We start from the raw sequence: 18,054 nt of genomic DNA on the forward strand, positions 1-18,054 counted from the left end.
CTTCAAGGATTTTTCGATGAAACTCAACCAGCGCAATCTCGACAAGCTGGCGACCGCGGTCGCACGCCCCGCCTATGACCCGGCGCAACTGCGCCAGGGCATCGTGCACATCGGTGTCGGCGGCTTCCATCGTGCCCACCAGGCCGCCTATACCGACGCCCTGATGAACCGCGGCGAAGCCCTCCACTGGGCGATCTGCGGCGCCGGCCTGCGCAGCGAAGACCGCGCCATGCGCGACGCCCTGGCCAGCCAGGACCACCTCTACACCCTGTTCGAGCTGGGCGAAAACCCCGACACCGAGGTGCGTGTAATCGGTGCCATCAGCGGCATGCTGCTGGCAGAAAGCGACAGCCAGGCATTGCTCGACAAACTTGCCGACCCGGCCATCCGCATCGTCTCGCTGACCATCACCGAGGGCGGCTACTGCATCGACGACAGCACGGGCGAGTTCCTCGAGAACCTGCCGATGATCCAGCACGACCTGGCCAGGCCTGACCAGCCGCACAGCGTATTCGGCTTTCTCTGCGAGGCCCTGCGCCGTCGCCGCGAGGCCGGCACCCCGGCGTTCACGGTGATGTCCTGCGACAACCTTCCACACAACGGCGATGTGGCGCGCAAGGCGCTGCTGGCCTTCGCCCATTTGCTCAACCACGACCTGGCCCAGTGGATCGCCCAGCACGTCAGCTTCCCCAACGCCATGGTCGACCGCATCACGCCCATGACCAGCGACGAACACCGCCGCCAACTGGCCGAGCGCCATGGCGTCGAGGACGCCTGGCCGGTGGTCTGCGAGCCGTTCCTGCAGTGGGTGCTGGAAGACAAGTTCGTCAGCGGTCGCCCGGCCTGGGAGAAGGTCGGCGTGCAGTTCACCGACGACGTCACGCCCTATGAAGAGATGAAGATCAAGCTGCTCAACGGCAGCCACCTGGCGTTGACCTACCTGGGCTTCCTGCAGGGTTATCGCTTCGTCCACGAGACCCTCGCCGACGATCTGCTACGCCGCTACATGCGCACCTTCATGGACCAGGACGTCACCCCGCAACTGGCACCGGTGCCGGGCATCGAGCTGACGCACTACAAGGACAGCCTCACCGAGCGCTTCTCCAACCGCGCCATCGCCGACCAGCTGGAGCGGGTGTGCTCGGACGGCTCTTCGAAATTCCCCAAGTTCATCGTGCCCACCGCCAACCGCCTGATCGCCGACGGCAAGCCACTGGAGCGCGTGGCGCTGGTAGTCGCAGCCTGGGCGCTGTACCTGGGTGGCAAGGATGAAAAGGGCAATGTCTACAGCATTCCCGATCCGCGCGCGGCACAGTGCCAGGCCCGTGTCGTCCAGCGCGAAGGGCTGGCCGCCCGGGTGCTGGGCGACGAGGCGATCTTCGGCACGGCGATCCCCAACTCGCGGGCCTTTGTCGAGGCCTTCGAGCGCCTGTACGACAGCTTGCGTGAAGTCGGCGTGAGTGAAACCCTGCGCCGGGTACTGGGCGACTGAGACGGAGCACGGCGATATGGACGGACTGTTCCTCGGCATCGACTGCGGCACCCAGGGCACCAAGGCCCTGGTGCTCGACGCAGGCAGCGGCCGTGTACTGGGGCTGGGCAGCGCGGCACATGCGGCGCCGCAGGGCGACCACGGGCGCCGCGAACAGGATCCGGCAGACTGGCTGCAGGCGCTGCGCACGGCGGTAGCCAATGCCCTGGCCGACGCAGGGGTCGGCGGCCATGCCATCCGCGCACTGGCCGTGTCTGGCCAGCAACACGGCCTGGTGATGCTCGACGACCAGGGCCGAGTGCTGCGCCCGGCCAAGCTCTGGTGCGACACCGAGACCACCGCGGAAAACGACGAATTGCTGGCCGCCCTCGGCGGCGCCGCAGGCTCGCTGGAGCGCCTGGGGCTGGTGGTCGCGCCGGGCTATACGCTGTCAAAGCTGCTGTGGAGCCAGCGCCATCACCCCGCGCTGTTCGCCCGCGCCGCACACCTGCTGCTGCCTCACGACTACCTCAACCATTGGCTCACCGGCCGTGCCTGCAGCGAACCTGGCGACGCCTCGGGCACCGGCTACTACGATGTGCGCAATCGCACCTGGGCTGCCGATGTGCTGGCGCTGATCGAGCCCGGCAAGCGCCTGCTGGCGGCACTGCCCGAGCTGGTCGAACCCGGCGACTGCATCGCCACCCTGCAGCCCTCGGCAGCCCGGGCGCTGGGCCTGGACACTGGCGCCTGGGTGGCCAGCGGTGGGGGCGACAACATGCTCGGCGCCATCGGCACCGGCAACATCCATCCCGGCATGATCACCCTCAGCCTGGGCACCTCCGGCACCCTTGCCGCACACCTCGACGAGCCACACGTCAGCCCCCACGGTGAGGTCGCGACCTTCTGCGGCTCATCTGGCGGATGGCTGCCGCTGATCTGCACCATGAACCTCACCAGCGCCTGCGCCCTGGTGCAAGACCTGTTGCAGCTTGACCTGTCGGCGTTCAGCGAGCTCGCCGCACAAGCCCCCGTCGGCGCCGAAGGCCTGTTGCTGCTGCCATTCTTCAATGGCGAACGCGTGCCGGCACTGCCCGAGGCCAGCGCCAGTCTGCACGGCATGACCAGCAGTAACCTGACCCGCGCCAACCTCTGCCGGGCGGTGCTCGAAGGCACCTGCTTCAGCCTGCGCTACGGGCTCGACCTGTTGCGCGCCAGTGGCCTGCAGGGCCAGGAGATCCGCCTCGTCGGCGGCGCGGCGAAAAGCCCACTGTGGCGCCAGACGCTCGCCGACCTGCTCGGCCTGCCGGTGGTGTGCCCGCGCCAGACCGAAGCCGCCGCCCTGGGCGCTGCCATCCAGGCCGCCTGGAGCCTGGGCCGAAAGCTCGGCGAAGGAGACAGCCTGCAGGCCCTGTGCCAGCGCTGCGTCGAACTCGACGAAAGCACCCGCACCACACCCCGGCCCGCACACCAGGCGGCCTACGAAACAGCCTATCAACGTTATCTTTCGCATCTGCCTGCGCACTGATCGCAGGTATCCTGCCCGCTTACTTCGTTTCGGAGAATTTCATGTACCTGGTCTGTGGCGAAGCCCTGTTCGATGTGTTCAGCCTGGATGACAGCCCGCGCAGCAGCGAGCTGGGTTTCAAGGCGATTGCCGGCGGCTCGCCGTTCAACGTCGCGGTCGGCCTGCGCCGGCTGGGCGTGGAGTCGGCGTTGTTCGGCGGGCTGTCCAGCGACTACCTGGGCGCACGCCTGCGTCGGGTGCTGGAAGAGGAAAAGGTCGATTGCAGTTACCTGGTGACCAGCGATGCACCGACCACCCTGGCCATGGTCGGGCTGGATGCCAACGGCTCGGCACAGTACCAGTTCCGCGGCGAAGGCTGCGCCGACCGGCAGGTGCGCCTCGAGCACCTGCCGGCGCTCGATGAACAGGTGCGCGGCCTGCACGTGGGCTCCTACACCCTGGTGGTCACGCCGGTGGCGGATACATTACTGGCGCTGGTGCAGCGCGAAAGCGCACACCGGCTGATCAGCCTCGACCCCAATGTACGCCTCAACCCGCAGCCCGACGTGGCGTTGTGGCGACGCCAGGTGCAAGCCTTCGCGGCCCACGCCCACCTGATCAAGGCCAGCGAGGAAGACCTCGCGCTGCTCTATCCGGATCGCACGCCGTCCGAGGTGGCCCGTGGCTGGCTGAACGACCGCTGCCGACTGGTGTTCATCACCCACGGAGCAGACGGCGCCAGCGTGCATTGCGCGCACGGCTCATGGACACAACCTGCGGATGCCTCGCTGACGGTGCAAGACACAGTCGGTGCTGGCGATACCTTCCAGGCGGCGGTGCTGAGCTACCTCGCCCGCCTGGGGGCAGACAGCCCTGCCGGGCTGGCGGCGCTTGAACGCGAGACGATCGATGGCATGCTGGGCTTTGCCATTCGTGCGGCGGCGATCACCTGCTCACGGGTCGGGCCGGATTTGCCGTTTGCGGATGAGTTGTAGCCAAGCCGCACATCATCCGAGCATCGTCTTAATCGCAACTATGCGTTGCGCAGTCGACGCGACTCTCGTCGCAGCGCCTGCCATCGCGAAAAACGGTCGCGATGCTCAGATTTAGATTTGTATGCGCTCCACTTCCACGGTGATGTGTGCCAAGGTGCCGAGACTTCCCATCCGCCTTTGTAAAAGTGAATTTTTCCACGCAACGCATGCCTGTTTCGAAAGGCATAACGCAACTCGCTCGCACTAATAGAATTTCCAAACTCACCCTTTTTCGTGACAACCGCCGACGTCTTCAAGTCATCCAGGATAAAATGAATTTTTTGTCCAGCGTTATGGGCTGCCATATATAAACCCAGTTTCGATCCTCGCTTCCATAGTAACTGCGGCCCGGTGTCATCCACCCACCAATCATGAAAGGGACTTTCTCCCCACTGCCGTGAAACGTCGTCATAAATAGCAGAAATGTTAAATTTTTCATTTTCCCGGCCTGCTGAGAAATAGCTCTCCCAGAGCACATAACTGCCAAAGGCCAATTTAATGACATCTAAAAGCCTGGCATCCGTACGAACAGCGTTTAAAACTTGTCTTGGAGAAGCATCATCTGGCAGTTCAAAGTCCGCCAGCGCTTTCAATCGGATGGCTTTCGCGATCGCTAGATTATAGTGATCGATCGTCAAAGCGGATTTGTCATCGATACCCTTGTAACCATCGACAACAACCCTTAGATAATTTTGACGCGGGTCGCTCAGGCCATAGATGAGATCTCCTCGGCTCTCATCGAGATTAAAGCTCATGATCCTCAGACCTGAGGCGTCGAAATTCCCTACGGGATTGTTGTTCAACATTTGATATAGATTAGGACCATCAATAGTCCCTGCAGGATCGGGGTTTAACCATCGCCCCACCCATGGCTGGTAATAGCGATACCCGTAGTAATAAAGCCCTGTCGCATCTCGCTCCCGCCCCGAATAGCGAACCGTCTTGTACTCCACATCGATACGATGACACCCCGCCAGAATCGCCGTCCCGCCAAAGGGGTAGTACTCCTCGAAGCTGATGACACTGCCCTTGCCATCGAGCTCCAGTCCGACACTGCCGATCAGGCTGTCATAGCCAAAACGCACCTGGTCGTTATCGACCCCCTCCGGGTTACCGGCCTCCCAACGCAACGCCCGCACTTGGGCACGCCCTGCCTCGCCCATCACCACCGTGTGCAGACTTTCCTGCACGACGCCGTCGACCAGGGTGATACGCAGCTCAAGCCCCGGCAGATACAGCGTGCGCAGCACCTTCAGTGATCCACCTTGCTGCTGATGACTCACCTTGAGCACACGCTGCCTGCCAGCGTCGTAGCGATAGCTTTCCTGAGTACCGCCTGCAACCCTGCGCAACTCGCCGCGTGCCGTCCACTCAAGCGGCTGTCCCGGCAGCAGCACGCGCTGCTCGCCCCCTGCGGTGAACAGCGCCTCGACCTTGCTCGGGTCGCTGGCCAACGTACTCGACACGCCGCGATTACTGCACTGGCTGACGGTGATTGCAGTGACGTAGTTGTTGTTCGTAGCCGGTGCACTATGACGGACATGCGTGAGATTGCCCGCGCTGTCGTAGGTATAACTCCGGGTGTAGAGGGTATAGGCCGAATCATCCACCGGCAGCGGTACCAGCACGCTTGGCAGATGATTGCCCTGCTGCCCGGCATTGGCCATCTCACGACCGCTGGCGAAGACCAGTTGATACAGGCTGTCGTAGCGGTACTCGCTTTGCGCGCTGATCTTCTGGTTGCGCCAGAAGCGCGTCGGCTCGGCGTCGTTGGCCAGCCCGACGACGTTGCCGACAGGGTCATAGCGATAGTGCAGGTCCTGCAATCGCTGGCCTTCGCTGGTCTGGCGAGTGGTCCGCACGGCCGCCAGGCGCAGGGTCGTCGGTTCGTAGGTGTACACAGTGACGATGCCGTTGCCATGCACCTCGTGCTGCTTGCGTCCACCCGCCGAGTAACTCACCGACCTGACGATCTCACGCTCTGGCGCGCCTTTGAGCATCAGCCAGTTGGCCGCCAGGGCGCCTGCCACATTGTAGGCGCTGCGCTGCCGATGGCCTGCGCAGTCCAGCGCGGTGAGGCCCTTGCCTGTGGCGTCTACCTGAGTGCGAGTCGTGTAGCGTTGATTCTCCAACAGTGCGTCCCAGGCCTCCGTGGCCTCACCTTGCCAGTCGACATGCACAGTACCGTCGTCGCCACCCTTCAACAGCTTGCGCTGTACACAGAGGGCTGCGCCGCCGAGTGCGCTGGCGAGGATGGAAACGCGCCCGGCTGGATCGTAATGGGCAATCCGAGTGCCGGCCAGGTTGCGGGCTTTCTCTTGCGCCTCATTGCCGCCGTACAACACACGCTCGCTGGTACGAGGGATATCGCCAGCAACCTGCTCGCCAACCCCCAACAGACGCCCAGGCATATCGACCGGTTCGTAGCGCGAGGTACGGGTCACGGCTTCGGCAAAATCGTCCTGGCCATCCAACGTCCTGCCAATACGGCTCACCGAGAACAAGTCGCGCCTGGCCGCGTCTTTCAAATCGAGGCTCACCCCCGCATCGACGCTTTGCGTGCGTATGACCTGGCCTGTCAGGTCGTGCCCATGGATGAAGTTGGCAAGACCTGCGTCATGCAACCGTGGATCGCTGATCTGTGCCAGTCGTCCTGCGGGGCTGAAAACCTGTCGCGTGATGCGCGTATCGGCGTCCAATGGCGACGCACGGTGATACTCGACCTCACGCACCGCTTGGCGCCGATTGTCGAGTACCTTGATCGAGGGGGTCTGCTGGAACAGTGCGCTGCTCACAACCGTTCTACCTGCCATTCATGGCTGGAGAGGCAACAGTCGCCCACAACGACCGGAACAGACAACTGGCAGATTTATCAGGTCAGGGAGACAGGCGATCCAGCCTGCGCCCACGGATACACCGTCGGAAAACCACGCGCGTCGCCTGCCGTCATTGGCCGCGCAACCAGGAAGCCCTGCACGTAGGCGCAGCCGCTGTCGCGCAACCACTGCGCCTGGGCGTCTGTTTCCACGCCCTCGGCGATCACCGTGATGCCGTAGTCGGCGCACAGCGCGATGACACTGCGCACCAGCGCCGTATCGACCTTCGAATCGGGCAGCCGGGCGACCAGGTGGCGGTCGAGCTTCAGGGTGTCGATCGGCAGGTCGCGCAGCATGCGCAGCGAGCAATCCCCTGCGCCGAAGTCATCCAGCGCCACGCGCACGCCCAGTTCGCGCAAACGCTTCACCTGCTTGGCCGCCGCGTCGATGTCGTACATCAACGAGGTTTCCGCCACCTCCACTTCCAGTTGCGCAGGCTCCAGGCCGTACTCCTGGATCGCCCGCCGCAGTTCATCGACCAGGTTCGGCTGGGTGAACTGCGCGCGGCTCAGGCTGATACCCAGCACTACATCGTCGGCGAACACCTGACGCCACTCGTGACGCTGGGACGCGCCCTTGCTGTAGATCCAGCTCGCAAGCCGATGGATGAGACGCGCCTCCTCCAGCAACGGAATGAACAGCCCCGGCGGCACATCGCCGACACTGGGGTGCTGCCAGCGCAGCAGCGCCTCGAAGCCACGCAGGCGTCCGTCGGCGAACCCCACCTGTGGCTGGTAGACCAAGGTGAAGTCCTTGTGCTCGATGGCGGTACGCACACTATCCTCGAGCATCAGCCGCGAACGCGCGCGGCCGTTGAGCTCCTGATCATAGAAGCGATACTGCTGGCGCCCGGCGCGCTTGGCGGCATACATCGCCGCATCGCCAGCGCGCAGCAGGCCTTCGACGGTGGCGCCGCAATCGGGGTAGGTGGCGATGCCGATACTGACGCCAAGAATGACATCCTGGCCGTCCACCTGTGGACAGCTGGACATGCGCTCGATCAGGGTCTCGGCGTACCGGCCTGCGTGCTCCGCATAGGGCAAGCCATCGAACAACGCCGTGAACTCATCGCCGCCCATGCGCCCGAGCAGCGCCTGGCTGCCCAGGCAGTCCTTGAGTTGTTCGGCGACCCAGCGCAAGACCTGGTCGCCCGCCTCGTGGCCCAGTGAATCGTTGATTCGCTTGAAACCATCCAGATCCATGTACATCAAGGCCTGGACCTTGCCGGATCGTGCGTTGTGCAGCAATGCACCTTCTGCCGTCTGGTAGAAACCGCGGCGGTTGAGCAGGCCGGTCAGCGGGTCGGTCACCGCCTGGTGTTCCAGTTGCCGGTGCAGGCTGCGCACCACCGACATGTCCAGTACGGTCACCACCATGGCCTTCTGTTCAGGGGGCAACGGCGCGCACGACAGCGCCACCGGAATCAGCGGCCCCTCGGGCGGACGCAACTGGGCATCGTGCACGCGGAAGATCTGCCGCCCAAGGTAAGCCTGGTAGAAGTCCGAGTCGCGCCACAACGCGGCGCTGGGCAGTTGGATCAGGTCCAGGAGATGGGCGCCCTGCAGTTTGTCCACCGTCACCTGCAGCAGACGCGAGATGGCGGGGTTGGCAAAACTGATATCACCCGCCTCGTCGACCACCAGGATACCCTCGGCGGCGTTCTCCAGAATCGAGGCATTGAATGCACGGGCCGACTCCAGTTCACGGCTCAGTCGCTGCAGCATGCGGCGGTTGCGCTGCTGTTCGAGCAGGGCCTGCACCTTGGGCTTGAGGATCTGCGGATCGAAGGGCTTGAACAGGTAGTCCACCGCGCCACTGGCATAGCCCTTGAGCACGGCAGCTTCGGACTGTTCATTGGCGGTAAGGAAGATGATCGGGGTCAGGCGCGTGCGTTGGCTGCCGCGCATCAAGCGGGCGACCTCGAAGCCATCCATCTCGGGCATCTGTACATCGAGCAGGACCAGGTCCACTTCGTGTTCCAGCAACGTGCTCAGTGCTTCCATCCCTGAGCTTGCAGTGAGTACTTGCCAATCCTGTCGAGCCAACAAGGCCCGCATGCTGATCAGGTTTTCCGGGTAGTCATCGACCACCAGCAGTACTGAGCTGCCTTCCGGTGCCGCGGGTTGAGCTCCATCCATGCCGCTTCTCTTGTCCGACCGACTTCGTCTTGTAATTGGATCCGATTCTCTACTCTAGACGCGACTTTGCAGGACGCAATGCAATCAGTTCGCTATCAATGGTTAAAGTGAAAATAGCCGACTAATGGTCAGCGCGCCTTGGCTTTCGCGTATCTGCCACCGTCCGGCCATAAAAAAACCCGCATTTCTGCGGGTTCTTCTGGGCTATCAGCGGATCAGTTGACCTTTGCGGCCAGCTCGCCCTTGGCGTAACGCAGGTACATCTCATCCAGCGAAACCGGCTTGATCTTCGACGCGTTGCCAGCGGTACCGAAGGCTTCGTAACGCGCGATGCAGATGTCACGCATGGCTTCGACGGTCTTGGCGAAGTACTTGCGCGGGTCGAACTCGGACTTGTTCTGCTCCAGGAAGCGACGAATCGCGCCAGTGGACGCCAGACGCAGGTCGGTGTCGATGTTGACCTTGCGCACGCCGTGCTTGATGCCTTCGACGATCTCTTCGACCGGCACGCCGTAGGTCTCTTTGATGTCGCCGCCGAACTCGTTGATGATCGCCAGCCAGTCCTGCGGAACCGACGAGGAACCGTGCATCACCAGGTGAGTGTTGGGGATACGCTGGTGGATCGCCTTGATGCGGTCGATCGCCAGGATGTCGCCGGTAGGCGGCTTGGTGAACTTGTAGGCGCCGTGGCTGGTGCCGATGGCGATGGCCAGGGCATCGACCTGGGTCTTCTTGACGAAGTCGGCAGCCTCTTCCGGGTCGGTCAGCATCTGGCTGTGGTCCAGGATGCCTTCGGCGCCGACGCCGTCTTCTTCACCGGCCTGGCCGGTTTCCAGGCTGCCCAGGCAGCCCAGCTCGCCTTCTACCGACACACCGCAGGCGTGGGCGAATGCCACGGTCTGCTGGGTAACGCGTACGTTGTACTCGTAGTCGGACGGGGTCTTGCCGTCTTCACGCAGCGAGCCGTCCATCATGACCGAGCTGAAGCCCAGCTGGATCGAACGCTGGCACACGTCAGGGCTGGTGCCGTGGTCCTGGTGCATGCACACCGGGATGTGCGGGAATTCTTCGATCGCCGCCAGGATCAGGTGACGCAGGAAGGGAGCACCGGCGTACTTGCGAGCACCGGCGGAGGCCTGGACGATGACCGGAGAGTCGGTCTTGTCGGCGGCTTCCATGATGGCGCGCATCTGCTCGAGGTTGTTGACGTTGAAAGCTGGAACGCCGTAGCCGAACTCGGCGGCGTGGTCCAGCATCTGGCGCATGCTAATGAGTGCCATTGTGTATCTCTCTCCCGACAAGCGTCGTTGTTTCGTGCAAGCCTGCCGCAGGGGCGGTTGCTGTTCAAGTAGTTGTGGACCACCGTCGCGGTCCGGCCAATCACGGTGCCTTGCAGCCCCGCCCAATCAGATCGTTGGTCGCTTCCCAGTACACCAGGCCTTCATTACCCTTGGTGTGGAAGGCAAGCACGCCATCGCTGTACAGCGCGCCCGAGGCGCCGGGCTCGGCCTTGAGCCGGTAGACCTGGTCAGCGCCGCCGAGGCGGACATCGACCGACTGCTGCGCGGCATCGGCGAAGCGCCACAGCACTTCGGCCTGGCTGTCGCAGACCCAGCGGGTCCAGTTGTCCGTCGCGGCAGGTTGCGACGGTTGCAGCAGGGAGCAGCCTGCCAGGGTCGCCAGGGCCAGTACGGCCAGCAGCGCTTTCATTGAGTATCCTCGCTTCGAGGCCAGGGTGTGACCTTCTGTTCAAGACCACAAAACAGCCCATCGGTTGCCCGCTGCCCGATCAAGGGCAGCCGGGCGCCTTGCGCTGGTGTTCTTCGTCGTATTTCTCAAGCCCGTCCGGCCCCAGGCGCTTGTTGATCACCGGCACCGTCTCCGCCTGCCACTGCGACTGGTAACAGCCGCCCTTTGGCTCGCCAGCCGGCTCGCTTTGCGGGGCGCCACCGCTGGAGCAGGCACCCAACAACAAGGCCACGATCATCACAGGCAATTGCTTGACCATCAGGTCGCTCCCTTTGCCAGGCGCCGTCACTATCAGGCCTTGGCCCGTTCTTCCAGGATTGCCACGGCAGGCAGGACCTTGCCCTCGACGAATTCGAGGAACGCACCGCCACCGGTAGAAATGTAGGAGATATCAGCCCCGACGCCATACTTGTCGATGGCCGCCAGGGTGTCGCCACCACCCGCGATGGAAAACGCGGCGCTTTCGGCGATGGCCTTGGCCAGCACTTTAGTGCCGTTGCCGAACTGGTCGAACTCGAACACACCGACCGGGCCGTTCCACAGGATGGTCTTCGACGACTTCAGCAGCTCGGCGAAGTTGGCGGCGGTCTGCGGGCCGATATCGAGGATCATGTCGTCGGCGGCCACGTCAGCAATAGCCTTGACGGTGGCTTCGGCGCTCTCGGCGAACTCCTTGGCAACGACCACATCGACCGGCAGCGGTACGCTGACCTTGGCGGCGATGGCCTTGGCGGTCTCGACCAGGTCAGGCTCGTACAGCGACTTGCCGACCGGGTGACCGGCCGCGGCGAGGAAGGTATTGGCGATGCCGCCGCCGACGATCAGCTGGTCGCAGACGGTCGACAGGCTGTTGAGCACGTCGAGCTTGGTCGAGACCTTGGAGCCGGCAACGATGGCCGCCATGGGTTTGGCCGGCGCCTTCAGGGCCTTGCCCAGGGCGTCCAGCTCGGCCGCCAGCAGCGGGCCAGCAGCGGCGACCTTGGCGAACTTGGCCACACCGTGGGTGGAACCCTCGGCGCGGTGGGCGGTGCCGAAGGCGTCCATGACGAAAACGTCGCACAGGGCGGCGTACTTCTGCGCCAGCTCGTCGGCGTTCTTCTTCTCGCCCTTGTTGAAGCGTACGTTTTCGAACAGCACCACCTCACCGGCCTTGACCTCGACGCCGTCGAGATAGTCGGCGACCAACGGCACCGCACGGCCCAGGGCCTTGCTCAGGTAGTCGGCGACCGGCTTGAGGCTGTTTTCCTGGGAGAACTCGCCCTCGGTCGGGCGGCCCAGGTGCGAGCAGACCATCAGCGCAGCACCCTTTTCCAGGGCCAGCTTGATGGTCGGCAGCGCAGCCAGGATACGCGCATCGCTCGTTACCACACCGTCCTTCACAGGCACGTTGAGGTCTTCGCGGATCAGTACGCGCTTACCTTGCAGGTCGAGGTCGGTCATCTTCAACACGGTCATGAATGCAGTCCTTCAGGGCTGTTTGCTGCGGGTTTGGTGGACGACGTGCAGATAATGTTCGGCAACGTCGAGCATACGGTTGGCGAACCCCCATTCGTTGTCGAACCAGGCCAGCAGGTTCACCAGGCGGGGGCCTGAGACGCGGGTCTGGCTGGCATCGACGATGGCCGAATGCGGGTCATGGTTGAAATCACAGCTGGCATGGGGCAGTTCGGTGTAGGCCAGCAGGCCTTTGAGCGGGCCGTCCAGCGCCGCCTCGCGCAGCACCCGGTTGACCTCGGCAGCCGTAGTGTCACGGGCAGTCTGCAGGGTGATGTCCAGGCACGAGACGTTGACGGTCGGCACGCGTACCGCTTTGGCCTGGATTCGCCCGGCAAGTTCCGGCAACAGGCGCTCGATGCCCCGCGCCAGACCAGTGGACACCGGGATCACCGACTGGAACGCCGAACGGGTACGGCGCAGGTCTTCGTGGTGGTAGGCGTCGATCACCGGCTGGTCGTTCATCGCCGAGTGGATGGTGGTGATCTGCACGTACTCGATGCCGAAAGCCTGGTCCAGCACGCGCAGCAGCGGCACGCCGCAGTTGGTGGTGCAGGACGCGTTCGAGACCAGCAGTTCGTCGCCGGTCAGGCGATGCTGGTTGATACCGTAGACCACCGTGGCATCGATGTCCGCCTCGCTGGCCATCGGCTGCGAGAACAGCACGCGCGGCGCACCGGCTTCGAGAAAACGCTGGCCATCGGCGCGGGTGTTGTAGGCACCGGAGCACTCCAGCACCAGGTCGATGCCCAGCGCGGCCCAGTCGATGCCTTCAGGGGTGGCACTGCGCATGACTTTCACGCAGTCGCCATTGATATGCAGACAGTCGCCGTCAACTCTCACCTCGCCGGGGAACCGCCCGTGGGTGGAGTCGAAGCGCGTCAGGTACTCAAGGCTGGCCTGGTCGGCCAGGTCATTCAACGCAACGATCTCGAAACCGGCCTTCGCCCCCCGCTCGAACAGTGCGCGCAGGACACAGCGGCCGATGCGGCCGTAACCGTTGAGTGCAACTTTGTAGGGACGAGGGTGGGACATTCAGCGCTCACGAAACAGATCGATTGTCGTCAGTCTGCAGGATTTGCGGTGCGGCATTCGCGGGCAAGCCCGCTCCCACAAGGTCAATTGCAACCTCTGTGGGAGCGGGCTTGCCCGCGAACAAGGGCGACACCGCCCGCAGATCGTTACATCAGTCTTCCAGCAGCTCTTCGGCGGTACCCAGGATGTTCTCCAGGGTGAAGCCGAACTCCTCGAACAGCGCGGCGGCCGGGGCCGATTCGCCGTAGGTGGTCATGCCGATGACACGACCTTCGAGGCCGACGTACTTGTACCAGAAGTCGGCATGGGCGGCTTCGATGGCGATGCGCGCACCCACTTCCAACGGCAGAACCGACTGCTTGTAGGCAGCGTCCTGGGCGTCGAACACGCTGGTGCTTGGCATCGACACAACGCGGACCTTGCGGCCCTGCTCGCTGAGCTTGTCGAACGCCTGGACCGCCAGGCCCACTTCGGAACCGGTGGCGATCAGGATCAGCTCAGGCTCGCCGGCGCAGTCCTTGAGCACGTAGCCGCCACGGGCGATGTCGGCGATCTGCTGGGCGCTGCGCTCCTGGTGCTGCAGGTTCTGACGCGAGAAGATCAGCGCCGAAGGGCCGTCCTTGCGCTCGAGGGCGGCTTTCCAGGAAACGGCCGACTCGACCGCGTCACCCGGACGCCAGGTGTCCAGGTTCGGCGTGCTGCGCAGGCTGGTCAGTTGCTCGATCGGCTGGTGGGTCGGGCCGTCTTCGCCCAGACCGATGGAGTCGTGGGTGTAGACGTGGATGACGCGCTGCTTCATCAGGGCCGACATGCGCACCGCGTTGCGGGCATATTCCATGAACATCAGGAAGGTGGCGCCGTAAGGCACCAGGCCGCCGTGCAGGGCCACGCCGTTCATGATGGCGGTCATGCCGAACTCGCGCACGCCGTAGAACACGTAGTTGCCGCTGGCGTCATTGGCCTCGACACCCTTGCAACCTTTCCACAGGGTCAGGTTGGAACCGGCCAGGTCCGCCGAACCACCGAGGAACTCGGGCAGCAGCGGGCCGAAGGCGTTGAGGGTGTTCTGGCTGGCCTTGCGGCTGGCGATGGTCTCGCCCTTGGCGGCGACTTCATTGATGTAGGCCTGGGCCTTCTCGGCGAAGTCGGCCGGCAGGTCGCCAGCAGCGCGGCGCTTGAACTCGGCGGCGAGTTCAGGGAAGGCCTTGGCGTAGGCGTCGAAGCGCTGGTTCCACTCGGCTTCGGCCTTGGCACCGGCTTCCTTGGCGTCCCACTCGGCGTAGATGTCGGCCGGGATTTCGAACGGGCCGTGGTTCCAGTTCAGTTCCTTGCGGGCCAGGGCGATTTCGTCGCTGCCCAGCGGTGCGCCGTGGCAGTCTTCCTTGCCCTGCTTGTTCGGCGAGCCGAAACCGATGATGGTCTTGCAGCAGATGAGGGTCGGACGGTCGCTCTTGCGCGCGGTCTCGATCGCCATCTTGATTTCTTCGGCGTCGTGGCCGTTGACGTTGCGGATGACCTGCCAGTTGTAGGCTTCGAAGCGCGCCGGGGTGTTGTCGGTGAACCAGCCGTGGACTTCGCCGTCGATGGAGATGCCATTGTCGTCGTAGAAGGCGACCAGCTTGTTCAAGCCCAGGGTGCCGGCCAGCGAGGCGACTTCGTGGGAAATACCTTCCATCATGCAGCCATCGCCCAGGAACACGTAGGTGTTGTGGTCGACGATCTGGTGGCCTTCACGGTTGAATTGCGCTGCCAGCACTTTCTCGGCGAGGGCGAAACCGACCGCGTTGGCGATGCCCTGGCCGAGCGGGCCAGTGGTGGTCTCGACGCCTGGGGTGTAGCCATATTCCGGGTGGCCCGGGGTACGGCTGTGCAGTTGGCGGAACGCCTTCAGGTCATCGATGGACAGGTCGTAGCCGGTCAGGTGCAGCAGCGAATAGATGAGCATCGAGCCATGGCCGTTGGACAGCACGAAGCGGTCACGGTCGGCGAAATTCGGGTTGCTCGGGTTGTGCTTGAGGTAGTCGCGCCAAAGCACTTCGGCGATATCCGCCATGCCCATGGGGGCACCTGGATGGCCGCTGTTGGCCTTTTGCACGGCATCCATGCTGAGGGCACGAATGGCGTTGGCACGATCACGACGGCTGGGCATCGCTTATCTCCTGAGGCTTGAATAAGTGGTGAAACGAAAAAAGGCGGCCATTTTCGCCCACTGGGGGCCTTGGGGGCAATGACGGATGGTCGCAGTCGGGGATTTTTCCTGCGATTGGCTGGCACTTCGGGTAAAAAACGTGGGACCGGCGTCGTGCTTTGCGCGAGTGAACCCACCCACACGCCTCCCGGAGGCAGGCATCAGCCATCCATCAGGCAATATCAAAACTTTTTGATATTGCCTTGCCAGGGCAACGATGCCTGTCTAGACTGCCGCCCCATGAACCTGCGTGCGCAAGCGATACCCCAGCAAAGCGACGCACTGGCTGCCCTGTGCAAGGCCAGTGGCGATGCGCTGCGCCTGAATGTCCTGCGCGCCCTGGCCAGCGACTCGTTCGGCGTACTGGAGCTCGCGCAGATCTTCGACATCGGCCAGTCCGGCATGAGCCACCACCTCAAGGTGCTGGCCCAGGCCGAACTGGTGGCCACGCGCCGCGAAGGCAATGCGATCTTCTATCGCCGCGCCCTGCCCGACAGCCTGCGCCAGGGCGGGCGCCTGCACGCGGCCCTGCTCGAAGAAATCGACGAACTGGCCCTGCCGGACGACGTGCAGGCGCGTATTGCCCAGGTGCAGCAGCGCCGCGCGGCCACCAGCCAAGACTTTTTCCAGCGCGTCGAAGAGAAATTCCGTGCCCAGCAGGACCTGATCGCCGGCGTACCGCAATACCGCGAAAGCCTGCTGTCCCTGCTCGACAAGCTGAGCTTTGGCAGCGACGCCAGCGCCCTGGAGGTTGGCCCCGGCGATGGCGGCTTCCTGCCCGACCTGGCGCAGCGCTTCGCCCAGGTCACGGCGATGGACAACAGCCCGACCATGCTCGAGCTGGCGCGCCAGGTCTGCGAACGTGAAGGCCTGGATAATGTAATCCTGCAGTTGGCCGATGCACTGGGTGCAACGGATGTGGAAGCCGACTGCGTTGTGCTGAACATGGTCCTGCACCATTTCAGCGACCCGGCCCTGGCCTTGCGCCTGCTGGCCAAACGGGTGAAGGCGGGCGGCAGCCTGCTGGTCACCGAGCTGTGCAGCCATGACCAGGGGTGGGCGCGGGACGCCTGCGGCGACCTCTGGCTGGGCTTCGAGCAGGACGACCTGGCCCGTTGGGCCAATGCTGCGGGGCTGACCCCAGGGGACAGCCTCTATGTTGGCTTGCGTAACGGTTTCCAGATTCAGGTCCGCCATTTCCAGCGGGCCGCTGGCGACACACACATCGGTAAATTTTAGGAACCCCTCGAGATGAGCGAATACTCCCTTTTCACTTCCGAGTCCGTGTCCGAAGGGCATCCGGACAAGATCGCCGACCAGATTTCCGACGCGGTCCTGGACGCCATCATCGCCCAGGACAAATACGCCCGCGTAGCCTGTGAAACCCTGGTCAAGACCGGTGTCGCCATCATCGCCGGCGAAGTCACCACCTCGGCCTGGGTCGATCTGGAAGACCTGGTGCGCAAGGTCATCATCGACATCGGCTACAACAGCTCCGACGTCGGCTTCGATGGCGCCACCTGCGCCGTGATGAACATTATCGGCAAGCAGTCGGTGGACATCGCCCAGGGCGTCGACCGCTCCAAGCCGGAAGACCAGGGCGCAGGCGACCAGGGCCTGATGTTCGGCTACGCCAGCAACGAAACCGAAGTGCTGATGCCTGCGCCGATCTGCTTCTCGCACCGTCTGGTCGAGCGTCAGGCCGAAGCGCGCAAGTCCAAGCTGCTGCCGTGGCTGCGCCCGGACGCCAAGTCCCAGGTCACCTGCCGCTACGAGAACGGCAAGGTGGTCGGCATCGACGCGGTGGTCCTGTCGACCCAGCACAACCCTGAAGTGTCGCAGAAAGACCTGCAGGAAGCGGTGATGGAGCTCATCGTCAAGCACACCCTGCCGGCCGAACTGCTGCACAAGGGCACCCAGTACCACATCAACCCGACCGGCAACTTCATCATCGGCGGCCCGGTGGGCGACTGCGGCCTGACCGGCCGCAAGATCATCGTCGACTCCTACGGCGGCATGGCCCGTCACGGTGGTGGCGCGTTCTCCGGCAAGGACCCGTCCAAGGTCGACCGCTCCGCCGCCTACGCCGGTCGCTACGTGGCCAAGAACATCGTCGCTGCAGGCCTGGCCGAACGTTGCGAGATCCAGGTCTCCTACGCTATCGGCGTAGCCCAGCCGACCTCCATCTCGATCAACACCTTCGGTACCGGCAAGGTGTCCGACGACAAGATCATCCAGCTGGTGCGCGAGTGCTTCGACCTGCGCCCCTACGCGATCACCACGATGCTCGACCTGCTGCACCCGATGTACCAGGAGACCGCTGCCTACGGTCACTTCGGCCGTGAGCCGCAGCAGAAGACAGTGGGTGACGACACCTTCACCACCTTCACCTGGGAGCGCACCGACCGCGCCGCCGCCCTGCGCGACGCCGCCGGCCTGTAAACACCCGGCCTGACAAAAGCCCCTGGAGAGTGATCGACAGGGGCTTTTTCGTTTCCAGAAATTACTGCAAGTCCGTGTAATGCACTGATTACGTAGGCACTTTCCTCATCTTGCCAGCGA

The 18,054-nt window shown here is 63.7% G+C and carries 13 protein-coding genes; 5 read left to right on the forward strand and 8 right to left on the reverse strand.

What is annotated here, in order from left to right:
- Nucleotides 1-16 precede the first annotated feature (16 nt).
- From F6X62_RS17320 to F6X62_RS17330, 3 genes are read left to right on the forward strand one after another with little or no spacing between them, the layout of a single operon-like run.
- Nucleotides 17-1,492 (forward strand): mannitol dehydrogenase family protein, encoded by a 1,476-nt coding sequence (locus tag F6X62_RS17320; RefSeq protein WP_153774246.1) that lies wholly within the window; start codon nucleotides 17-19, stop codon nucleotides 1,490-1,492.
- Between the two features lie 16 nt (nucleotides 1,493-1,508).
- On the forward strand, nucleotides 1,509-2,999 hold the full coding sequence (gene xylB, locus F6X62_RS17325) for a xylulokinase (RefSeq protein WP_153774247.1): 1,491 nt from the start codon (nucleotides 1,509-1,511) through the stop codon (nucleotides 2,997-2,999).
- A 41-nt stretch (nucleotides 3,000-3,040) separates the two neighbouring features.
- Entirely contained in the window at nucleotides 3,041-3,973 is a 933-nt protein-coding gene (locus F6X62_RS17330) for a carbohydrate kinase (RefSeq protein ID WP_153774248.1), read from the forward strand.
- A gap of 38 nt (nucleotides 3,974-4,011) precedes the next feature.
- On the opposite strand, the gene F6X62_RS17335 is transcribed toward F6X62_RS17330, so the two are convergent.
- From F6X62_RS17335 to tkt, 8 genes are all read right to left on the reverse strand, one after another.
- A complete protein-coding gene (locus F6X62_RS17335; protein WP_178117562.1) occupies nucleotides 4,012-6,807 on the reverse strand; it encodes an RHS repeat-associated core domain-containing protein in 2,796 nt (931 codons plus the stop codon).
- A 77-nt stretch (nucleotides 6,808-6,884) separates the two neighbouring features.
- Complete coding sequence (locus F6X62_RS17340; protein ID WP_153774250.1) at nucleotides 6,885-9,026, reverse strand: bifunctional diguanylate cyclase/phosphodiesterase; 2,142 nt, start codon at nucleotides 9,024-9,026, stop codon at nucleotides 6,885-6,887.
- Nucleotides 9,027-9,241: 215 nt separating this feature from the next.
- A complete protein-coding gene (fba, locus tag F6X62_RS17345) occupies nucleotides 9,242-10,306 on the reverse strand; it encodes a class II fructose-bisphosphate aldolase (RefSeq protein ID WP_009399343.1) in 1,065 nt (354 codons plus the stop codon).
- Between the two features lie 100 nt (nucleotides 10,307-10,406).
- Nucleotides 10,407-10,736 carry an MliC family protein gene (locus F6X62_RS17350; protein WP_054895470.1) on the reverse strand — a complete coding sequence of 110 codons (330 nt, stop codon included), beginning with the start codon at nucleotides 10,734-10,736 and terminating at the stop codon, nucleotides 10,407-10,409.
- Between the two features lie 79 nt (nucleotides 10,737-10,815).
- Complete coding sequence (locus F6X62_RS17355) at nucleotides 10,816-11,067, reverse strand: hypothetical protein (protein ID WP_371105668.1); 252 nt, start codon at nucleotides 11,065-11,067, stop codon at nucleotides 10,816-10,818.
- The gene (locus F6X62_RS17360; RefSeq protein WP_063546513.1) at nucleotides 11,067-12,230 is read right to left on the reverse strand and encodes a phosphoglycerate kinase; all 1,164 of its coding nucleotides are present in this window, start codon (nucleotides 12,228-12,230) and stop codon (nucleotides 11,067-11,069) included. Before F6X62_RS17360 ends, F6X62_RS17355 begins: the two co-directional genes overlap by 1 nt.
- Nucleotides 12,231-12,242: 12 nt before the next feature.
- Complete coding sequence (gene epd / locus F6X62_RS17365) at nucleotides 12,243-13,304, reverse strand: erythrose-4-phosphate dehydrogenase (protein WP_153774251.1); 1,062 nt, start codon at nucleotides 13,302-13,304, stop codon at nucleotides 12,243-12,245.
- A gap of 151 nt (nucleotides 13,305-13,455) precedes the next feature.
- Nucleotides 13,456-15,453, reverse strand: coding sequence for a transketolase (gene tkt / locus F6X62_RS17370; RefSeq protein WP_153774252.1), 1,998 nt, complete (start codon nucleotides 15,451-15,453; stop codon nucleotides 13,456-13,458).
- Between the two features lie 279 nt (nucleotides 15,454-15,732).
- Between tkt and F6X62_RS17375 the strand changes: the two genes are divergently transcribed.
- Both F6X62_RS17375 and metK read left to right on the forward strand, forming a co-directional pair.
- On the forward strand, nucleotides 15,733-16,731 hold the full coding sequence (locus F6X62_RS17375; RefSeq protein WP_065863846.1) for a metalloregulator ArsR/SmtB family transcription factor: 999 nt from the start codon (nucleotides 15,733-15,735) through the stop codon (nucleotides 16,729-16,731).
- A gap of 12 nt (nucleotides 16,732-16,743) precedes the next feature.
- A complete protein-coding gene (metK, locus tag F6X62_RS17380; protein WP_054894817.1) occupies nucleotides 16,744-17,934 on the forward strand; it encodes a methionine adenosyltransferase in 1,191 nt (396 codons plus the stop codon).
- Nucleotides 17,935-18,054: the final 120 nt, after the last annotated feature.

The organism is Pseudomonas sp. MNR3A, from assembly GCF_009650575.1.
GTDB classification, from domain to species: domain Bacteria; phylum Pseudomonadota; class Gammaproteobacteria; order Pseudomonadales; family Pseudomonadaceae; genus Aquipseudomonas; species Aquipseudomonas machongensis.

Excerpts from the sequence above, each read along its gene's own strand:
- F6X62_RS17320 (WP_153774246.1), top strand. The coding sequence starts at position 17 with ATGAAACTCAACCAGCGCAATCTCGACAAGCTGGCGACCGCGGTCGCA.
- xylB (WP_153774247.1), top strand. The coding sequence starts at position 1,509 with ATGGACGGACTGTTCCTCGGCATCGACTGCGGCACCCAGGGCACCAAG.
- F6X62_RS17330 (WP_153774248.1), top strand. The coding sequence starts at position 3,041 with ATGTACCTGGTCTGTGGCGAAGCCCTGTTCGATGTGTTCAGCCTGGAT.
- F6X62_RS17340 (WP_153774250.1), bottom strand. The coding sequence starts at position 9,026 with ATGGATGGAGCTCAACCCGCGGCACCGGAAGGCAGCTCAGTACTGCTG.
- fba (WP_009399343.1), bottom strand. The coding sequence starts at position 10,306 with ATGGCACTCATTAGCATGCGCCAGATGCTGGACCACGCCGCCGAGTTC.
- F6X62_RS17350 (WP_054895470.1), bottom strand. The coding sequence starts at position 10,736 with ATGAAAGCGCTGCTGGCCGTACTGGCCCTGGCGACCCTGGCAGGCTGC.
- F6X62_RS17360 (WP_063546513.1), bottom strand. The coding sequence starts at position 12,230 with ATGACCGTGTTGAAGATGACCGACCTCGACCTGCAAGGTAAGCGCGTA.
- epd (WP_153774251.1), bottom strand. The coding sequence starts at position 13,304 with ATGTCCCACCCTCGTCCCTACAAAGTTGCACTCAACGGTTACGGCCGC.
- tkt (WP_153774252.1), bottom strand. The coding sequence starts at position 15,453 with ATGCCCAGCCGTCGTGATCGTGCCAACGCCATTCGTGCCCTCAGCATG.
- F6X62_RS17375 (WP_065863846.1), top strand. The coding sequence starts at position 15,733 with ATGAACCTGCGTGCGCAAGCGATACCCCAGCAAAGCGACGCACTGGCT.
- metK (WP_054894817.1), top strand. The coding sequence starts at position 16,744 with ATGAGCGAATACTCCCTTTTCACTTCCGAGTCCGTGTCCGAAGGGCAT.